General features: G+C 70.0%; 15 protein-coding genes, 1 tRNA gene and 1 pseudogene. 10 read left to right on the top strand and 7 right to left on the bottom strand.

The window, feature by feature from the left end; translation table 11 throughout:
• Window positions 1–57 precede the first annotated feature (57 nt).
• Window positions 58–927: a helix-turn-helix transcriptional regulator gene (locus tag ACQPZX_RS44120; protein WP_433369720.1), complete on the top strand. Its 870-nt coding sequence runs from the start codon at window positions 58–60 to the stop codon at window positions 925–927.
• Between the two features lie 19 nt (window positions 928–946).
• Here ACQPZX_RS44120 and ACQPZX_RS44115 read toward each other — a convergent pair whose 3' ends face one another.
• The 5 genes and pseudogenes from ACQPZX_RS44115 to ACQPZX_RS44095 all read right to left on the bottom strand — a co-directional run bounded on the left by ACQPZX_RS44115 (window position 947) and on the right by ACQPZX_RS44095 (window position 3,791).
• Window positions 947–1,060: an SDR family oxidoreductase gene (locus tag ACQPZX_RS44115; RefSeq protein ID WP_433369717.1), complete on the bottom strand. Its 114-nt coding sequence runs from the start codon at window positions 1,058–1,060 to the stop codon at window positions 947–949.
• Between the two features lie 112 nt (window positions 1,061–1,172).
• Window positions 1,173–1,721, bottom strand: a pseudogene (locus tag ACQPZX_RS44110) (SDR family NAD(P)-dependent oxidoreductase); the annotation flags it as partial.
• A gap of 477 nt (window positions 1,722–2,198) precedes the next feature.
• Window positions 2,199–2,273, bottom strand: a tRNA-Arg gene (locus ACQPZX_RS44105).
• A 49-nt stretch (window positions 2,274–2,322) separates the two neighbouring features.
• Entirely contained in the window at window positions 2,323–2,994 is a 672-nt protein-coding gene (locus tag ACQPZX_RS44100; RefSeq protein ID WP_433369715.1) for a DUF305 domain-containing protein, read from the bottom strand.
• Entirely contained in the window at window positions 2,994–3,791 is a 798-nt protein-coding gene (locus tag ACQPZX_RS44095; RefSeq protein WP_433369712.1) for a DUF3105 domain-containing protein, read from the bottom strand. Before ACQPZX_RS44095 ends, ACQPZX_RS44100 begins: the two co-directional genes overlap by 1 nt.
• A gap of 85 nt (window positions 3,792–3,876) precedes the next feature.
• On the opposite strand from ACQPZX_RS44095, the gene argS reads away from it, so the two are divergent.
• From argS to thrC, 5 genes are read left to right on the top strand one after another with little or no spacing between them, the layout of a single operon-like run.
• Window positions 3,877–5,541: an arginine--tRNA ligase gene (argS, locus tag ACQPZX_RS44090; protein ID WP_433369709.1), complete on the top strand. Its 1,665-nt coding sequence runs from the start codon at window positions 3,877–3,879 to the stop codon at window positions 5,539–5,541.
• Window positions 5,542–5,544: 3 nt separating this feature from the next.
• Window positions 5,545–6,930: a diaminopimelate decarboxylase gene (lysA, locus tag ACQPZX_RS44085; RefSeq protein WP_433369707.1), complete on the top strand. Its 1,386-nt coding sequence runs from the start codon at window positions 5,545–5,547 to the stop codon at window positions 6,928–6,930.
• 14 nt (window positions 6,931–6,944) lie between these two features.
• A complete protein-coding gene (locus ACQPZX_RS44080; RefSeq protein WP_433385842.1) occupies window positions 6,945–8,222 on the top strand; it encodes a homoserine dehydrogenase in 1,278 nt (425 codons plus the stop codon).
• A gap of 3 nt (window positions 8,223–8,225) precedes the next feature.
• Window positions 8,226–8,597: a VOC family protein gene (locus ACQPZX_RS44075; protein WP_433369704.1), complete on the top strand. Its 372-nt coding sequence runs from the start codon at window positions 8,226–8,228 to the stop codon at window positions 8,595–8,597.
• Window positions 8,598–8,610: 13 nt separating this feature from the next.
• Window positions 8,611–9,660, top strand: coding sequence for a threonine synthase (thrC, locus tag ACQPZX_RS44070; RefSeq protein ID WP_433369701.1), 1,050 nt, complete (start codon window positions 8,611–8,613; stop codon window positions 9,658–9,660).
• On the opposite strand, the gene ACQPZX_RS44065 is transcribed toward thrC, so the two are convergent.
• Window positions 9,646–10,098 carry a MarR family winged helix-turn-helix transcriptional regulator gene (locus tag ACQPZX_RS44065; RefSeq protein ID WP_433369699.1) on the bottom strand — a complete coding sequence of 151 codons (453 nt, stop codon included), beginning with the start codon at window positions 10,096–10,098 and terminating at the stop codon, window positions 9,646–9,648. The genes thrC and ACQPZX_RS44065 overlap by 15 nt on opposite strands.
• A 121-nt stretch (window positions 10,099–10,219) precedes the next feature.
• Here ACQPZX_RS44065 and ACQPZX_RS44060 point away from each other — a divergent pair, with 121 nt between their 5' ends.
• Both ACQPZX_RS44060 and ACQPZX_RS44055 read left to right on the top strand, forming a co-directional pair.
• On the top strand, window positions 10,220–13,468 hold the full coding sequence (locus tag ACQPZX_RS44060; RefSeq protein WP_433369697.1) for an efflux RND transporter permease subunit: 3,249 nt from the start codon (window positions 10,220–10,222) through the stop codon (window positions 13,466–13,468).
• A 67-nt stretch (window positions 13,469–13,535) separates the two neighbouring features.
• Window positions 13,536–14,768, top strand: a complete 1,233-nt coding sequence (locus ACQPZX_RS44055; protein WP_433369695.1) for an MFS transporter — start codon at window positions 13,536–13,538, stop codon at window positions 14,766–14,768.
• On the opposite strand, the gene ACQPZX_RS44050 is transcribed toward ACQPZX_RS44055, so the two are convergent.
• Window positions 14,745–15,107 carry a hypothetical protein gene (locus tag ACQPZX_RS44050; protein WP_433369692.1) on the bottom strand — a complete coding sequence of 121 codons (363 nt, stop codon included), beginning with the start codon at window positions 15,105–15,107 and terminating at the stop codon, window positions 14,745–14,747. The genes ACQPZX_RS44055 and ACQPZX_RS44050 overlap by 24 nt on opposite strands.
• 62 nt (window positions 15,108–15,169) lie before the next feature.
• Between ACQPZX_RS44050 and thrB the strand changes: the two genes are divergently transcribed.
• The gene (thrB, locus tag ACQPZX_RS44045) at window positions 15,170–16,081 is read left to right on the top strand and encodes a homoserine kinase (protein WP_433369689.1); all 912 of its coding nucleotides are present in this window, start codon (window positions 15,170–15,172) and stop codon (window positions 16,079–16,081) included.
• 331 nt (window positions 16,082–16,412) lie between these two features.
• Window positions 16,413–18,437: a transcription termination factor Rho gene (gene rho, locus ACQPZX_RS44040; protein WP_433369687.1), complete on the top strand. Its 2,025-nt coding sequence runs from the start codon at window positions 16,413–16,415 to the stop codon at window positions 18,435–18,437.
• Window positions 18,438–18,458: the final 21 nt, after the last annotated feature.

Genomic DNA, 18,458 nt, shown 5'->3' with positions numbered 1-18,458 from the left:
GATGGGTGTACCGACAGTGCATCGCAGGAGGACGGCCCGCGCCGTACCGTCGAGGTCATGGACAACCATGTCGAGGTGCGTGAGTTCCTGACCTCGCGCCGCGCCCGGATCAGCCCGGAGCAGGCCGGTCTGCCCACGACCGGCCAGCGCCGCGTCCCGGGGCTTCGGCGCGCCGAGGTGGCCGGGCTGGCCGGCATGAGCGTGGAGTACTACGCCAAGCTGGAGCGTGGCTCGCTGGCCGGCGTCTCCGCGGGCGTGCTCGACGCGATCGCCCGCGCCCTCCGGCTCGACGACGCCGAACGGGCGCATCTGCTGCGGCTCGCCCACGAGGCGGACGGCAGTAACGCGATCCTGCGCCGCCGGCGCCCGAGGCAATGGACGGTGCGCCCGAGCCTGCAGTGGTCGCTCGACGCGATCGCGGCCCCGGCGATCCTCGGCAACGATCGCAGCGACCTGCTGGCCGCGAACCACCTCGGCCGGGCCATGTACAGCGACATGTACGGCGGTGACTCAGCCGGTCCGCCGAACTTTGCCCGGTTCGCCTTCCTGGACAGCGGCGCGCACCGTTTCTATCCCGACTGGGAGCTCGCCGCGGACATGACGGTCGCGAACCTGCGCACCGCGGCGGGCAAAGATCCGCACGACAAGGACCTGCACGATCTGGTAGGTGAGCTGAGCACCCGTAGCGACGAGTTCCGCCGGCGGTGGGGTGCCCACAACGTGCGCACCCACGGCACCGGTGTAAAGCAGTTCCGCCACCACATCGTCGGCGACCTCACCCTCGCGTACGAGAGCATGGATCTGCGGGCCGACCCGGGGCTGACCATGACGATCTACACCGCCGAACCAGGCTCGTCCACCGCGGACGCCGTGCGGCTGCTCGCCTCGTGGGCCGCCACGCAGCAGCCGGACGCCGCGGCCCGGTAGGGCATCGGCGACCGGGCGATCACAGGCCGACGGTCTGGCCGCCGTCAATGACCATCGCGTGCCCCACGACAAAGCCGGCCGCGTCCGAACAGAGCCAGGTCACGGCCGCGGCGATCTCCTCCGCCGTGCCCATCCGGCCGACCGGCTCCTGCGCGATCACCCGGTCCCGGCCCTCGGCGGTGCCGCCGGTGAACCCGGTCCATCATCGCGGTGGCGATGATCCCCGGGCAGACCGCGTTGATGCGGATTCCCATCGGGGCGTAGTCGAGGGCGGCAGACTTGGTCAAACCGATCACGCCATGCTTGGCGGCGACATAGGCGGCCTGCCCGGCGATCCCGACCACGCCGGCGCCGGACGAGGTGTTCACGATCGCGCCGCCGCCGTGGGCCACCATGAGCGGTATCTCCTGCTGAAGGCAGAGGAAGACGCTCCGCAGGTTCACCGCGATGATGCGGTCCCAGTCATTCTCGGTCAGCTCCGCGGTCGCGGTGACCGGTTGCTCGATGCCGGCGTTGTTGAAAGCGATGTCGAGCCGCCCGAAAGCGTCGACGGTGCGGCCGAGGGCGGCCGCGACGTCCTCGCCGCGGGTAACGTCGCATCGGACCGCGAGAGCCCGCCCGCCGCTGGCCTCGATCATCCGGGCCGTCTCCTGATTACCGGCCTCGGCCACATCAGCGACCGTCACGAGGGCGCCCTCACGCGCAAAAGCCAGCGCGGCGGCGCGCCCGATCCCACTAGCCGCCCCGGTAACAAAGGCAACCTTCCCGCCGAAGCGATCGTGACCGGCGCCCATTCCGCCGCCGTCGATGCCGATCGTGGTCATGACACTCCTTGCTGTGGCAACGGGCGCAGCAGCCCCCAGAAATGCTCAGCCCCAGCAAACCGCTCCGGCGCCCTTCCAGGAAGTTCCCGCTGATACGTGTACCAACAGCCCACCCCAGAAGCAGCCCCGCACGCCGCGAGCAGGAAACCCGAGCTACCGCAACTACGCCAGCTGTCTCGACGGGGGAGAGGCGGGCCTTCGCCGACGGCTGGAGGCGGGCTACCGCCCCACGGCGGGCAGCCACGGCTTCGGCACGTATTCGGCACAGTTCACCGCCACGGACCGGTGACCGCCGGGCGCACCCAGACAACTGTCCGATTGCGGCGAGACTGTTCGCGCAGAGCGCTCCCGCACGGTGTTACGTGGGGGTCTGGGGGCTCGGCCCCCAGGTCAACATGCACCACGACTCGGCGAAGCCAGCGAAGCGGCGAGCAGGGAAACCCCGAGTGGTGCCCCCGGCAGGATTCGAACCTGCGCTTTCGCCTCCGGAGGGCGACGCTCTATCCCCTGAGCTACGGGGGCTCAGTGGTTCCAGAGCCTAGCAGGCTTGCCGGAACCACCGCCAACGGGGTTATGGCGTGGCCTGGAGCTTCTTGAGGAGATCGTCGATCAGGGTGATCTCGCTCTGCTGGGAGGCCACCATCGTGCCGGCCAGCCAGGTCACGTCTTTGTTCTTCGAGAGCTTCACGGCCTCCTGGGCCATGTGGATGCCGCCCAGGTGGTGCTGGCGCATCAGGGTCAGGTACTGGATTTCCAGGTCCTTGCCCGTCGCCTTGCGTAGGGCGGCCATCTGCTCGGGGGTGGCCATGCCGGGCATGAGGCCGTTGACTACCGAGCCGGCGGAGTCGGGCATCCATGCCATGGCGGGCTCGGAGCCGGTGGGGCTCAGGTTCCAGTCGCGTAGCCAGGCCTGCATGTAGCCGATCTGGCCGTGCTGGGTGAGGGCGATGTCGGACGCCAGGTAGACGATCGTGGGGTCGTCCGCTTTTTCGTGGACGATCATCGACATTTCGACGGCCTGGGCGTGGTGGGTCGACATGTCGCGCAGGAAGCCTGCTTCCACCGAAGTGTCGCCGGGGGTTCGCAGGTGCGGGACCAGGATGCCGATGCCGAGGCCGAGGAGGGCGCCGACCAGCAGCGCCGAGATCACCAGGATCCAGGTGCGGCGGTCGCGGCCGGCGGCCGGGACGTCCTCGGGGGCGGCGGGCTCCGCCGCCGCCTCCGAGTCGGTCGAGACTGTCATCAGCTACCCGTCATGCTGGCGCCGTTGGCGGCCGCGGTGACCGGGCCGGTGGTGGTGTTGCCGCCGGAGCAGGAGATGCCGGGCTCGAGGGCGGCGACGCGGCGCGTGTCCTTGATGAACTCGTCGATGCGCGCGTCGTTGACGTCGTCGGTCTTGAGCTGGTAGCCCCAGACCTGCACCGACACGTTCTTGTCCAGCCCAGCGTACGGCGACATGAACGTGTAGTCCTGGCCCTGGACCTTCTTGGTCAGCGCGGCGACCTGGTCGGCGGCGAGACCCTGCTTGTACGTGATCCAGACGGCGCCGTGCTCGAGGCTGTGCACGGCGTGCTCGTTGGCGATCGGCGCGTCGTACACGTCACCCGAGCAGTTCTGCGGGGTCGCGTTGTGCGCGCCGCCGACGGGCGGGCTCGTCGCGTACGTCAGCGTGCCGTCCTTGTGGTCGCGCGCGTCGATCTGCGGGTTCTTCTGGGAGCGGTAGTCGACCACACCCTTGATGTCGGCGACCTTGTCCTCCCAGCTGCGGGAGCCCTTGACGACGCTGTACACGCCGAAGCCGATGATGCCCAGGGCAATGACCGCGACCAGGCCGATCACCATGATCGGGCCCCAGCTGCGACCGCCGGAGACCTTGACCGGGGTGACGGGCTTGCGGCCCTTGCCCCCGCCGGTCTTCTTCGCCGGGCCGGACCCCGCCTTCTTCGGCGAGGACTTGCTCGGTGGCTTGCCCTGGCCGGTGGTCTTGCCGACCTTGACGGTGGACGGAACCCGCTCGGGTCCCGGCGTACTCATGCTCATCGTGCCTCGTCGATTCGTAAGAAGCGGAAGGGCGGGGCTCGGGTGGCCGCCGAGTGCGAAAGTCTACCCCCGATAGCATGGTTGAGTGACTCCCGCCAACCTTGCTGCCACCGTTCTCTCAGCTGCTCGTGCCGTCTTCGAGACCCGCGGTCTCGACGTCACGGCGCTGCCGGAGACGACTTCCATGGAGCGACCCCGCAATCCCGAGCACGGCGACTACGCCTCGACGCTGGCTCTCCAGCTGGGTAAGAAGGCGGGCGTGGCGCCGCGTGAGCTGGCCGCGGCCCTCGCCGAGGAGCTGGGCCGGCAGCCGGGGATCAAGTCGGTGGAGGTGGCCGGCCCCGGCTTCCTGAACATCCGGGTGGACGCCGCGTCGGTGGGCGTGCTGGCCCGGGACATCGTGCTCGCCGGTGCTGATTACGGACATACGGACACGTTGAGCGGCGAGCGGATCAACCTGGAGTTCGTCTCGGCCAACCCGACCGGCCCGGTGCACATCGGCGGCGTGCGCTGGGCCGCGGTGGGCGACGCCCTGTCGCGGCTGCTGCGCGCGGCCGGCGCCACGGTCGGCACGGAGTACTACTTCAACGACGCCGGGTCGCAGATCGACAGGTTCGCCAAGTCGCTGCTGGCGAGCGCCAAGGGCGAGCCGGCCCCCGAGGACGGCTACGGCGGCGCCTACATCGCGGAGATCGCCACGGCGGTGCGCGCGGAGGCCCCTGACGTGCTGGCGCTGGGCGAGCCGGCGGCGCTCGAGGTGTTCCGCCGGGTGGGCGTCCAGCTGATGTTCGCCGAGATCAAGCAGTCGCTGACCGAGTTCGGCGTGCACTTCGACACGTACTTCAACGAGAAGGACCTGCACAACCGGGGCGAGCTGCAGGAGGCGCTGGACCGGCTGCGCGAGCAGGGCCACATCTTCGAGGCCGACGGCGCGACCTGGCTGCGGACGACCGAGTTCGGCGACGACAAGGACCGGGTGCTGCGCAAGTCGGACGGCGACTGGACGTATTTCGCCGCCGACTGCGCCTATTACCTGGACAAGCGCAAGCGGGGCTTCGACCGGGTCGTGATCATGCTGGGCGCCGACCACCACGGCTACATCGGCCGGATGAAGGCGATGGCCGCGTGCTTCGGCGACGACCCGGCGCGCAATCTCGAGATCCTCATCGGCCAGCTGGTCAATCTCGTACGCGACGGCGAGCCGGTCCGGATGAGCAAGCGCGCCGGCACCGTCATCACGCTGGAAGACTTCGTGGACGCGCTGGGTGTCGACGCCACCCGGTACGCGCTGGCCCGCTACTCCTCCGACTCGCCGATCAACCTCGACATCGCGGTCTGGACCAGGGCGAGCAACGACAACCCGGTCTACTACGTGCAGTACGTGGCGGCCCGCACGGCGAGCGTGGCCCGCAACGCGGCCGAGGTCGGCCTGACCCGGGGCGAGGCGGCCGGCTTCCACCCCGAGCTGCTCAAGCATGAGAAGGAAAATGAGCTGCTCAAGGCCCTGGGGGAGTATCCGGAGACGGTCGCCCGGGCCGCGGGGTTGCGCGAGCCGCACCACGTCGCGCGATACCTGGAGGAGGTCGCGGGGGCGTACCACCGCTTCTACGACAAGTGCCGGGTGCTGCCGCTGAGCGACGAGGAGATCACGGATCTGCACCGGGCGCGGCTCTGGCTCAACGACGCCACCCGTACGGTGATCGCTAACGGTTTGGGCCTGCTCGGGGTCTCGGCCCCCGAAAGGATGTAGGGCATGCGAGCTCATGAGGCCGGGGCGCTGCACGGCGACCTGGGACAGCGGGGGCCCGCCTGGCTGCGTACGCCCGAGGATGTCAACGCCCTCGTGCCGCAACTCTGGCCACGGACAGTGAGTCGCGCCGCGGCCGGGGTCTTGGAGATCGGCGGCGTGAGCGTCGCCGACCTGGCGGCCGAGCACGGCACGCCGGCCTATCTGCTCGACGAGGTCGACCTGCGCGCCCGGTGCCGGGAGTTCGCGTCGGCCTTCGGCGACGCCGACGTCTATTACGCGGGCAAGTCGTTCCTGTGCAAGGCGGTCGTCAAGATCATCAACGAGGAGGGCCTCTTCCTCGACGTCTGCTCGGGCGGCGAGCTGGCGGTGGCGCTCGCAGCCGGCTTCCCCGCGGAGCGCATCGGCTTCCACGGCAACAACAAGTCGATGTCGGAATTGTCCCGCGCGCTGGAAGCAGGTGTCGGACGCATCGTCGTCGACTCATTCGACGAAATAACCCGCCTAACCGATTTGTCCGAAAAATCGAGCAAAAGGCCAAGCGTTCTCGTACGCGTCACCGTAGGTGTCGAGGCTCACACTCACGAGTTCATCGCCACCGCCCATGAAGACCAGAAATTCGGCTTCTCGCTGGCCGGGGGCGCGGCGTTCGCGGCGGCCGTCCGGATCCTCGACGAGGGCGTCCTGAACCTGAAGGGCCTGCACTCCCACATCGGCTCGCAGATCTTCGACACCAGCGGCTTCGAGGTGGCGGCCCGCCGGGTGCTCGAGCTGCAGGCCCAGATCCGCGACGCCCGCGGCGTGGAGCTCGAGGAGCTCGACCTCGGCGGCGGCTTCGGCATCGCGTACACCACCCAGGACGACCCCTCCACCGCCGGTGACCTGGCCAAACGGATCAACAAGATCGTCGAGGGCGAGTGCGACCTGGCCAACCTGCGCAAGCCGCGGCTCTCGATCGAGCCCGGCCGCGCGATCGTCGGGCCGGCCGTGCTCACGCTCTACGAGGTCGGCACGGTCAAGGACGTCGACGGCATCCGCACGTACGTGAGCGTCGACGGCGGCATGAGCGACAACATCCGCACCGCGCTCTACGACGCCTCCTACTCCGCCACGGTGGCGAGCCGCGAGAGCGCCGCCGAGCCGATGCTGGCCCGCGTCGTGGGAAAGCATTGTGAAAGCGGGGACATCGTCGTGAAGGATGAATTCCTGCCCGCGGACGTGCGGCCCGGAGATCTTCTTGCCGTGCCGGGCACCGGCGCGTATTGCCGGAGCATGGCCAGCAACTACAACCACGTGCCTCGGCCGCCGGTGGTGGCGGTGCGCGACGGCGCTTCGCGCGTGATCGTGCGCCGCGAGACCGAGGACGACCTGCTCGCATTGGATGTTGGATGAGCGTGAGTAAACCGATCCGCCTGGCCCTCCTCGGCTGCGGCACCGTCGGCTCGGAAGTGGTCCGCCTGCTGCACGACCAGGCCGACGACCTGACGGCCCGCATCGGCGCCCCCCTGGAGATCGTCGGGATCGCGGTTCGGCGGCTCGGCCGCGAGCGCGGTGATCTCCCGGTTGACGAGAAGTTGTTCACCGCCGACGCGCTCGGCCTGGTCAAGCGCGACGACGTCGACGTGGTCATCGAGGTGGTCGGCGGCATCGAGCCGGCCCGCAGCTGGCTGGTCGAGGCGCTGCGCGGCGGCAAGAGCGTCGTCACGGCCAACAAGGCGCTGCTCGCCGAGGACGGCCCGTCGCTGCACGACGCGGCCGCCGAGGGCAACGCCGACCTTTACTACGAGGCGTCGGTGGCCGGCGCGATCCCGTTGCTGCGCCCGCTGCGGGAGTCGCTGCACGGCGACCGCGTCACCCGGGTCACCGGCATCGTCAACGGCACCACCAACTTCATCCTCTCGTCGATGGACGCGACCGGGGCCGGCTTCAGCGAGGCCCTCGACGAGGCCACCGAGCTGGGGTATGCGGAGGCCGACCCCACCGCCGACGTGGAGGGCTTCGACGCCGCGGCCAAGGCGGCCATCCTCGCCTCGCTGGCGTTCCACACCCGGGTCACCGCCGCCGACGTGTTCCGCGAGGGCATGACGGGGGTGACCGCGGCCGACATGGCCAGCGCCCGCGAGATGGGCTGCACGATCAAGCTGCTCTGCATCGCGGAAAGAAACGAAGAGTCCGTCAGCGTGCGCGTGCACCCGGCGATGATCCCGCGGACGCACCCGCTGGCCAGCGTCGGCGACGCGTTCAACGCGGTGTTCGTCGAGGCCGTGGCGGCCGGGCAGCTCATGTTCTACGGCCGGGGCGCGGGTGGCACGCCGACCGCGAGCGCGGTGCTCGGCGACATCGTGGCGGCCGCCCGCAACCGGCTCTCCGGCACCCGGGCGCCGAGCGAGAGCAACTACGCCCACTTGCCGGTCCGCCCGATCGGCGCGGCCGTCACGCGCTATCACATCAATCTCGACGTCGACGACAAGCCGGGCGTGCTGGCCGCGGTGGCCGGCGTCTTCGCCCGGCACGAGGTGTCGATCGCGACGGTCCGCCAGTCCGGCCGTGAGGAGGACGCCAAGCTGGTCATCGTGACCCACGGCGCCCCCGACGCCAATCTCGCGGCGACCGTCGACTCACTGTCGCAACTGGACATCGTCCGATCCATCGCCAGCGTGCTGCGCGTCGAGGGAGGGGTCTGAGCCGTGCTCGACCACGTGGGGTTCCAATGCGCCGATCTCGCCGCCAGCGCCACGTTCTACGACGCCGTCCTCGCGCCGCTGGGCGGCAGCCGGATGATGGACGTCAAGGTCGCGATCGGGTACGGCACGGGCGGCCACGCCAACTTCTGGATCAGTGAGCTGAGTGAGGGCGACGGCTTCCGCGAGTCGCACATCGCGTTCGTGGCCCGATCCCGCGCCGAGGTCGACGCCTTCTTCGAGGCGGCCGTGGCCGGCGGCGCCGAGGTGCTGCACGAGCCGCGGATCCACGAGGAGTACCACGAGAACTACTACGGAGCCTTCGTCCGCGATCCGGACGGCAACAACGTCGAAGCCGTAAGCCACCGACCTGAGTAAGGGAGAACGACCAATGTATCGGGGACTGATCGAGCGCTATCGGGACCGCCTTCCGGTCACCGACGCCACCCCGGTGGTCACGCTGCACGAGGGCAACACGCCGCTCGTGCCGGCGCCGGTGCTGTCCCAGCGGGTCGGCGCCGACGTCTACCTCAAGGTCGAGGGCGCCAACCCGACCGGCTCGTTCAAGGACCGCGGCATGACCATGGCCGTGTCCAAGGCGGTCGAGGACGGCTCGAAGGCGATCATCTGCGCCTCCACCGGCAACACCAGCGCGTCGGCCGCGGCGTACGCGGCCCGTGCCGGCCTCACCTGCGCGGTGCTCGTGCCGCAGGGCAAGATCGCGCTGGGCAAGCTGGCCCAGGCGCTCGTGCACGGCGCTAAGCTGCTGCAGGTCAACGGCAACTTCGACGACTGTCTCGCGCTGGCCGCGAAGCTGTCGCAGGACTTCCGGGTCTCGCTGGTCAACTCGGTCAACATCTTCCGCCTGCACGGGCAGAAGACGGCCTCCTTCGAGATCGTCGAGGCGCTCGGCGACGCCCCCGACATCCACTGCCTCCCGGTCGGCAACGCCGGCAACATCTCGGCGTACTGGATGGGCTACCTCGAGGACAACGAGGCGGGCAACGCGAGCAAGCTGCCCCGGATGTACGGCTTCCAGGCCTCCGGCGCCGCCCCGATCGTGAACGGCAAGGTCGTCCCCGAGCCGTCGACGATCGCCACCGCCATCCGGATCGGCAACCCGGCCAGCTGGACCAAGGCGCTCGACGCCCGGGACGCGTCCGGCGGCCTGATCGAGGCGGTGACCGACCGCGAGATCCTCTCGGCGTACCGCCTGCTCGCCCGCGAGGTCGGCGTGTTCGTCGAGCTGGCCAGCGCGGCCAGCGTGGCGGGCCTGTTGCAGCAGGCGCAGGCGGGCAAGGTGCCGGCCGGCTCGACCATCGTCTGCACGGTGACCGGTCACGGCCTCAAGGACCCGGAATGGGCGATCTCGACCGCGCCGTCCCCGACGACCATCCAGAACGATGTGCTGATCGCCGCCCGCGAGCTAGGCCTCGCCTGACGAGGATTCCTCCGCCGCCTTCGCCAGCAGCAGGGATGCCCGTGCCACCAGGTCGAGCTCCTCATCTGAGAGGTGGCTGAGGAGCGTACGCATCTTCGCCTCCCCGGCGTTGAAGATGCTCCCGATGAGCTCGGCGCCCTTTCTCGAGAGCCCGATCCGGCGTACCCGCCGGTCGTGCAGGTCCTCGCTGCGTACGACCAGGTCCTGCTGCACGAGCCGGTCGACCATGCCGCTGAGCGCGGCCAGGCCGACGCCGAGCAGCCGGGCCAGCTCGCCGCCCGATACATTGCCGTTCCGGGAGAGCAGCATGAGGATCTTGAATTGCGACAGCGTCAGGTGCGAGGAGAAGAGTGGGTCCGACCGGTCGTACCCGAACACCTGCTGGAGCCGTTCCTGGGCGCCCATAATGTCCGCGATGAGCTGTTCGTTCCCGGCCAACGCCAACCCTTCTTCGTAACGCGCTGATGGCCGGACGGTATCAAAACACCCCGGCGGAAAACCATTTGTTCGCGTCAGGCAAACTATTCATGCAGGCCGAACTTTTACGGGGGGAGCGCCCATGTCATTCCTGACCCGGCTCAGTCTTGCCAACCGCGGGCTCGTGGCCCTGATCGCGATCGTGATCACCGGCTTCGGGCTGTTCGCCATCCCATCGCTGAAACAACAGCTGTTCCCGTCGATCGAGTTCCCCGCCGCCTTCGTCGGCGCGTCGCTCCCCGGGGCCGGCCCCGAGATCATCCAGGACCAGGTCACCGAGCCGATCGAGAACGCGGTCAAGGGCGTCGACGGGATCGAGAGCGTCACCTCGACCACGTCCGAGGGCTCGGCCACGGTCACCGTGCTGTTCGTCTACGGCACCGACCTCGACCAGGCGGTCAACCAGCTGACCACCGCGGTCAACCGGATCCAGCCGACCCTGCCCGACAACGTCGAGCCGCAGATCTTCGCCGGCAGCACCGACGACATCCCGGCGATCGTGCTGGCGGCGTCCGGTGGCTCCGACGAGAGCGACCTGCTCGCCAAGCTCAACCAGACCGTGGTGCCCGAGCTCAACTCGATCGAGGGGGTCCGCGACACCACGGTCACCGGCGCCCGGTCGAAGCAGGTCGTGGTCACGCCCGACTTCGCGAAGCTGACCGCCGCCGGGGTCAACCCGCAGTCGATCAGCACGGTGCTGCAGGCCAACGGCGCATCGATCCCGGCCGGCTCGGTCATCGAGGGCGACAAGTCGCTCAACGTGCAGGTCGGCAACCCGATCACGTCGGTCGACGACCTCAAGGGCCTCTACCTCAGCGGCAGCCGTGGCCCGGTCAAGCTCGGCGACGTCGCGTCGGTCGAGAGCAAGCTGCCGGCCGCGACGTCGTACACCCGCACCGACGGCGTCGACAGCCTCGGCGTGCAGGTCACGGCGAAGCCGAACGGCAACCCCGTGCAGATCTCCACGGAGGTCCGCGCCAAGCTCGACCAGCTGCAGAAGGACACCGGCGCCAAGCTGACCGTCGTGGTCGACCAGGCGCCCTACGTCCAGAGCTCGATCAAGAGCCTGACCACCGAGGGCCTGCTCGGCCTCGTGATGGCCGTGATCGTCATCCTGATCTTCCTGATGTCGGTGCGCTCGACGCTGGTCACCGCTGTGTCCATCCCGCTGTCGGTGCTGATCGCGCTGATCGCCCTGTGGACCGGCGACTACACGCTCAACCTGCTCACCCTCGGGGCTCTGACGATCGCGGTCGGCCGTGTGGTCGACGACTCGATCGTGGTCCTGGAAAACATCAAGAGACATCTCGAGTACGGCGAGGAGAAGAGTCACGCGATCATCGGGGCCGTCCGGGAGGTCGCCGGCGCGGTGACCGCCTCGACGCTCACGACGGTCGCCGTGTTCCTCCCGATCGCCCTGGTCGGCGGCCTCGTCGGCCAGATCTTCTCGTCGTTCGCCATCACCGTCACGGTCGCCCTGCTGGCGTCGCTGTTCGTGGCGCTGACGGTCGTCCCGGTGCTGGCGTACTGGTTCCTCAAGCCGCCGCCGGCCGGCTCCGACACCGAGGCGGTCCGCCGCGCGGCGGAGGAGAAGGAGCTGCGCAACCCGCTGCAGCGCGCCTACCTTCCGGTGATCCGGTTTGCCACCAAGCGGCGCTGGACGACGCTGGCCATCGGCGTCCTCGTGCTGATCTTCACGCTGGGTCTGGGCAGCCAGCTCAAGACCAACTTCCTGGACCAGTCCGGGCAGGACTCGCTGAGCATCACCCAGGAGCTGCCGGTCGGCACCAGCCTCGCGGCCACCAACGACGCGGCCAAGCAGGTCGAGACCGTGCTCTCCGGCAACAAGGACGTAAAGACGTACCAGGTCACGGTCGGCAACGGCGAGTTCAATCCGTTCGCCGGCTCGTCCGGGGCCAGCACGGCCAGCTTCCAGGTCGGCCTCAACGACGACGCGGACGCCGAAGTGGTCACCGACGACCTGCGCGCCCAGCTCGACAAGATGAGCGGCATCGGCGACATCACGGTCGGCGCCGACAGCTCCGGCCTCGGCGGCAGCGAGCTCTCGGTGCAGGTGCAGGCGGCCGACCAGGACGTGCTGGAGTCGGCCACCAAGCAGGTGCAGGAGGCGATGACGGCGACCAAGGGCGTCACCGACGTGACGACCACGCTCGCCGCCAGCGTCCCGCGCCTCGACGTCTCGGTGAAGCGCGACGTCGCCGCCCAGTACGGCCTCACCGAGGCCCAGATCGGGCAGACCGTGGCCGCCGCCTTCCGGGACGCCCCGGCCGGGCAGATCACGGTCGACGGCGCCACGGAGAGCGTGGTGGTGTCGTACGGCGACGCCCCCGCCGACCCGAACGCGCTCAAGGCCCTGCCGGTCACCACGCCGAAGGGTGTGGTCCGGCTCGACCAGGTCGCCGACGTCAACCAGGTGGCCGGCCCCGAGCAGGTCACCCGGGTCGACGGCAACCGCAGCGCCTCGGTCAAGGGCACCGCCACCGGCTCCGACGTCGGCGCCGCGACCACCGAGCTGACGAAGAAGCTGGACGCGCTCACGCTGCCGGCCGGCGCGTCGTACTCGCTCGGCGGCGTCAGCCAGGACCAGGCGGACGCGTTCAAGCAGCTCGGCCTGGCCGTGCTGGCCGCGATCGCGATCGTCTTCATCATCATGGTGGCGACGTTCCGCAGCCTGATCCAGCCGGTGATCCTGCTGGTCTCGATCCCGTTCGCGGCGACCGGCGCGATCGTGCTGCTGCTGGTCACCGGTACCGCGCTGGGCGTGCCCGCGCTGATCGGCGTGCTGATGCTCGTCGGCATCGTGGTCACCAACGCGATCGTGCTGATGGATCTGATCAACCACTACCGGGCGCAGGGCATGGGCGTGCAGGAGGCGGTGATCGAGGGTGGCCGGCACCGGCTGCGGCCGATCCTGATGACCGCGATCGCGACCATCTTCGCGCTGCTGCCGATGGCGCTCGGCCTCACCGGCGAGGGCGGCTTCATCTCGCAGCCACTGGCCATTGTGGTCATCGGCGGTCTGGTGAGCTCGACGCTGCTCACCCTGGTGCTGGTGCCGACGCTCTACACCATGGTGGAGAACCGCAAGGAGAAGCGGCGGGCCAAGCGGGCCGCGAAGCGGGCCGCCAAGGGCCTGCCGGAAGACATGCCCAAGCACGCCGCCGACGAGCCGGCCGCCGATGAGGTCCCGGCCGGGGTGGCGCCCGACTCCAGCGGCGGCGCGCACGAGGCGCCCAGCGGGGCGCTGCGCGGCTACACCGACCAGTTCGAGGTGCTGAAGGTGCCGCGGCGCCCGGGCGAAGCGAAGTGATGTGAGACGAGGCCGGTCCGGCGACGGGCCGGCCTCGCCCGTCCGGCGGCCGGGCTAGATTCCTTACGTGCCATCGTTCTCGGTCATCACCCGTAACCGGGACTTCCGCCGCCTCCTCGGGGCCGAGCTCGTGGTCTTCGGGGCCGACTGGTTCGTCATGGTGCCGTTGCTGGTGCTGCTGCCCAAGCTCACCGGCAGCGGCGTCTGGGGCGGCCTGGTGCTGGCCGCCGACACCGGCATCAACGCGCTGCTGCTGCCGTTCACCGGCACGATCGCCGACCGCTTCGACCGGCGCCGGATCCTGGTGATCGCCAACGTCTGCGCGTTCCTGGCCGCCCTGCTGCTGTTCGCCGTCCGCTCGGCGGCGACCGCGCCGCTGGCCCTGGTCGCGATCGGCGCCATGTCGGTGGCCAAGGCCTTCTACACCCCGGCCGCCTCGGCCGCCCTGCCCAACGTCGTCGACGCCGATGACCTGCCCGCGGCCAACGCGATCTCGGGCTCGGCGTGGGGCACGATGACGATCGTCGGCGCGTCGCTCGGCGGCGTGGTGGGCGCGGTCGCCGGGGCGTACTGGAGCTTCGCGGTCACCGCCGCCCTGCTGCTGGTCGCGGCCGTGCTGAACTTCTCGGTGCGCCGCCCGCTGCAGGCCGCCCGAGCCGACGGCGAGAGCCCACCCACCTGGCATGCGCTGGTCGAGGCGCTGCGCTACATCGGCGCCCGCCCGCGCATCCGGGCGCTGGTCACCGTCAAGTCGGCGGCCGGGCTCGGCAACGGCGTGCTGATCGTCTTTCCGCTCATCGCCACGCTGCACGGCGTGGGGACGCTCGGCGCCGGCCTTCTCTTCGCGGTGCGCGGCTTCGGCGCGCTGGTCGGCCCGTTCGCGCTCAGCCCGGTGCTGCACCGCCGCGGCTGGCTGCTGCCATGCCTGGCGTTGTCGATGGCGCTCTACGGCGCCGGCTATCTCGCCGTGTCGGTGACACCCTGGTTTCCCCTGGTGCTGGTGTTCGTCTTCGTGGCGCATTTCGCCGGCGGCGCCAACTGGACCCTGTCGAACTACGCGCTGCAGGGCGAGGTGCCCGACCAGCTTCGCGGCCGTGTCTTCGCCACCGACCTGATGCTGGCGACGCTGGCCATCACCGTGAGCCAGCTGATCGCCACCTCTGTCGTCGACCGGGTGGACGAGCGCTGGATCCTGGCCGGTTGCGGGGCGCTGACCCTCACCTACGCGATCGGCTGGCGCATCGCCACCCGCAAGCTGACCCTGACCGAGGAGCCGTCAACGCTCGGGCGGCGCGAATGACGGCTGCCGCGCCGCCAGCAGCGCCGCGATCAGCAGCGCGATCCCGGCCGCGAACAACAGCGCCAGCACCAGGCCCACGCCCGCGTTGATCAGGCCGTAGGTGCGCGTCCACCCGACCTCGAAGTCCAGCGACGAGATGATCTGGGGCAGCAGGGCCGACCAGACCATCGAGGCGAGGCCCTCGGCGAGCATCACCGCGAGCCCGGCCCGGCCCAGCTGCAGGGTGCGCCGCGGCAGCCGGGCGCCCTGGGCGGTGAGCAGGATGAGCCCCACCACGAGCACCGCGAACACCGGCAGCTGCACCACGAAGCTCCCGAGAAACACCCCTAGCGAGATCACGCCGCCGACCGTACAAGCCGGGTGCGACATTCTCGTGAATCTTGAGCGCTTAGCATGTGCCGATGGGCCTCACCTTCGCGACCGACCCGGTCACCGTGCGCACGCCGGCCACCAGCGCCAACCTCGGTCCCGGATTCGACGCCCTGGGTCTCGCGCTGACCCTGTACGACGACCTGGAGGCCCGCGTCACCGACGGCGGCTTCACCGTGACCGTCGAGGGCAAGGGCGCCGGCGAGCTGCCCGGCGACGAGGAGCACCTGGTGGTGCGCGCGATGCTGGCGACCTTCGACGCGATGGGCGAGCGGCCGGACGGACTGGCCGTGACCTGCGTGAACCAGATCCCGCAGGCGCGCGGCCTCGGCTCCTCGTCGGCGGCCATCGTCGGCGGCGTGCAGCTGGCGCGCGGGCTGGTGAAGGACGGGATGAACCTGATCGGCGACGAGGACGCCCTGCGGATCGCGGCGCGGCTCGAGGGGCATCCCGACAACGTCGCGCCGTGCCTGTTCGGCGGCTTCACGATCGCCTGGACCGAGGGCGCGGGGGCGCGCGCCGTGCGGTTGGGTGCTCACGAAGGCGTACGTCCGAAGGTTTTCGTTCCCGCGGAGCGCGGGTATACCGCCTCGGCTCGCGCCGCGCTGCCTCCGGATGTTCCGCATGCGGACGCGTCCTTCAACGCCGGACGGGCGGCGCTGCTGACCCACGCGATCACCGCGGATCCCCGTCTGCTGTTCGCGGCCACCGAGGATCGGCTGCATCAGGGGTACCGCGCCGAGGCGATGCCCGGCACCGCGTCGCTCGTGGCGTCGCTGCGGTCCGTCGGCGTGGCGGCCGTGGTGAGTGGCGCGGGTCCGACAGTTCTCGCGTTGTCCGAGGTCCCGGCCGACTTCCATCCGGGAACAGAATGGCGCGCGCAGACGTTGGGCGTGGATGCGCACGGTGCTCTTGTCAAAGGGAGTATGGTGGAACTCGCCTAGCGGGGCCCTGTTGCCGCAGGTCGTGCGAGTTGACTACGCTCAAGACCAAGCACAGCCGCGAAGCAAGCGATCACTGCGGTTCGGCGCGCACCCCCAGAGATTTTCAGGCCGCTCAGGCCGACTCATTCTCAGCAAGGCACACGCCGAGCAGCAGATCTCCCAAATCGCTGCACTCGCCGAGACCTACTCGTCAACGTAGGACGGGCAGGGACACCGTCGAGCTGCCGTGCTGCACAAACTCCCGCGTCGCCATGGCGAAGCGGGTTCCGAGCCACCCGGCCACCAGGCTGCAGATCGGGCGTCTCGGGCTTTTTCCGACGGAAGGAATCCATTGAGCGACACCACCGACGTGACGTCGGGTGTTTCTGACGTCGCTGACGGCGCCGGCACCACCGCGACCGCCACGAAGCGCCGCCGAGGCGGCACCGGGCTGTCCGCGATGCTGCTGCCCGAGCTGCAGAGCCTCGCCGCATCCCTGGGCATCTCGGGCACGGCCCGGATGCGCAAGGGTGAGCTGATCACCGCGATCTCTGAGCGGCAGAGCGGTGGCGCGCCCGCCGCGGAGTCGACGCCGCGCCCGCGTGCCAGTGAGGTAAAGGCCGCCGCGTCGAAGCCGGCGCCGGTCGAGACCGTCGCCGCTCCGCTCGAGGCCCCGCAGACCGCACCGGCCCAGCCGCAGACCGCGCAGGTCACCGTGCAGCCGGAGGCCGCACCGGCCACCGAGGGTGGCAGCCGGCCGCGCCGCGAGCGCGCGCCGCGCGAGCGTGACCGCGACCGTGACCGCGAGCGCGACGCCGCCCCGGTCGCCGAGCAGACGCCCGCCCCGGCCCAGGTCGCCCAGCCCGATACGGCCGAGCGCACCGACCGGCCCGAGCGCGGCGACCGCAACCGCGACCGCGGCGACCGCCAGCGCAACAACCAGCGCGACGACCGTGGCCCGCGCGACGACCGTGGCCCGCGCGACGACCGTGGCCCGCGCGACGACCGTGGCCCGCGCGACGACCGTGGCCCCCGCGAGGACCGTCAGCGCGACGACCGCGGCCCGCGCAACAGCGGTGATCAAGGTCACGATGACGACGACAACGACTCGGGCGATGGCGGCCGGCGTAGCCGCCGCAGCCGCTTCCGTGACCGCCGTCGCGGCCGCGACCGCGACGGCGACCAGCGTGACGGCGGTCAGCGTGACGGCGGCCGCGAGCCGCACGTCACCGAGGACGACGTGCTGGTCCCGGTGGCCGGCATCCTCGACGTGCTGGACAACTACGCCTTCGTGCGCACGACCGGCTACCTCTCCGGGCCCAACGACGTGTACGTGTCGATGTCCCAGGTGAAGAAGTACGGCCTGCGCCGCGGCGACGCGGTGACCGGCGCCGTGCGGGCGACCCCGCGCGACAGCAACAGCGACAACCGGCGCGACAAGTACAACCCGCTGGTCCGGCTGGACACCATCAACGGGATGGAGCCCGAGGAGGCCCGGCGCCGCCCCGAGTTCTACAAGCTCACCCCGCTCTACCCGCAGGAGCGCCTGCGGCTGGAGACCGAGCCGCACATCCTCACCACCCGGGTCATCGACCTGGTCATGCCGATCGGCAAGGGCCAGCGCGCGCTGATCGTCTCGCCGCCGAAGGCCGGTAAGACGATGGTGTTGCAGGCGATCGCCAACGCGATCACCCACAACAACCCCGAGTGCCACCTGATGGTCGTGCTGGTCGACGAGCGGCCCGAAGAGGTCACCGACATGCAGCGCTCGGTCAAGGGCGAGGTCGTCGCGGCCACGTTCGACCGCCCGCCGCAGGACCACACCACGGTCGCCGAGCTCGCCATCGAGCGGGCCAAGCGGCTGGTCGAGCTGGGCCACGACGTGGTCGTGCTGCTCGACTCGGTGACCCGTCTCGGCCGGTCCTACAACCTGGCCGCGCCGGCCTCCGGCCGGATCATGTCGGGTGGTATCGACTCGACCGCGCTCTACCCGCCCAAGCGGTTCCTGGGCGCGGCGCGCAACATCGAGAACGGTGGCTCGCTCACCATTCTCGCGACCGCGCTGGTCGAGACCGGCTCGATGATGGACACGGTCATCTTCGAGGAGTTCAAGGGCACGGGTAACGCCGAGCTCAAGCTCGACCGCAAGATCGCGGACAAGCGCGTCTTCCCGGCGATCGACATCGACCCGTCCGGCACGCGTAAGGAAGAGATCCTGCTCGGCAAGGAAGAGCTGGCGATCATCCACAAGCTCCGCAAGGTGCTGCACTCGCTGGACTCGTCGGCCGCGCTCGACCTGCTGCTCGACCGGCTCAAGCAGACCCGCACGAACGTCGAGTTCCTGATGCAGATCGCGAAGTCGACTCCGGGCGAATAATTCATTTCGGACGCAGCCCCG

Source organism: Actinoplanes sp. CA-142083, from assembly GCF_050942195.1.
Lineage (GTDB): Bacteria > Actinomycetota > Actinomycetes > Mycobacteriales > Micromonosporaceae > Actinoplanes.
Note: the sequence above shows the minus strand (reverse complement) of the source record. Positions and strands in the feature narration are given on the sequence as shown.

What these genes read in the sequence shown, in the direction of transcription:
- ACQPZX_RS44060 (WP_433369697.1), top strand. Translation starts at nt 10,220, where the DNA reads ATGTCATTCCTGACCCGGCTCAGTCTTGCCAACCGCGGGCTCGTGGCC.
- thrB (WP_433369689.1), top strand. Translation starts at nt 15,170, where the DNA reads ATGGGCCTCACCTTCGCGACCGACCCGGTCACCGTGCGCACGCCGGCC.
- ACQPZX_RS44115 (WP_433369717.1), bottom strand. Translation starts at nt 1,060, where the DNA reads ATGGGCACGGCGGAGGAGATCGCCGCGGCCGTGACCTGGCTCTGTTCG.
- ACQPZX_RS44100 (WP_433369715.1), bottom strand. Translation starts at nt 2,994, where the DNA reads ATGACAGTCTCGACCGACTCGGAGGCGGCGGCGGAGCCCGCCGCCCCC.
- ACQPZX_RS44095 (WP_433369712.1), bottom strand. Translation starts at nt 3,791, where the DNA reads ATGAGCATGAGTACGCCGGGACCCGAGCGGGTTCCGTCCACCGTCAAG.
- ACQPZX_RS44120 (WP_433369720.1), top strand. Translation starts at nt 58, where the DNA reads ATGGACAACCATGTCGAGGTGCGTGAGTTCCTGACCTCGCGCCGCGCC.
- lysA (WP_433369707.1), top strand. Translation starts at nt 5,545, where the DNA reads ATGCGAGCTCATGAGGCCGGGGCGCTGCACGGCGACCTGGGACAGCGG.
- thrC (WP_433369701.1), top strand. Translation starts at nt 8,611, where the DNA reads ATGTATCGGGGACTGATCGAGCGCTATCGGGACCGCCTTCCGGTCACC.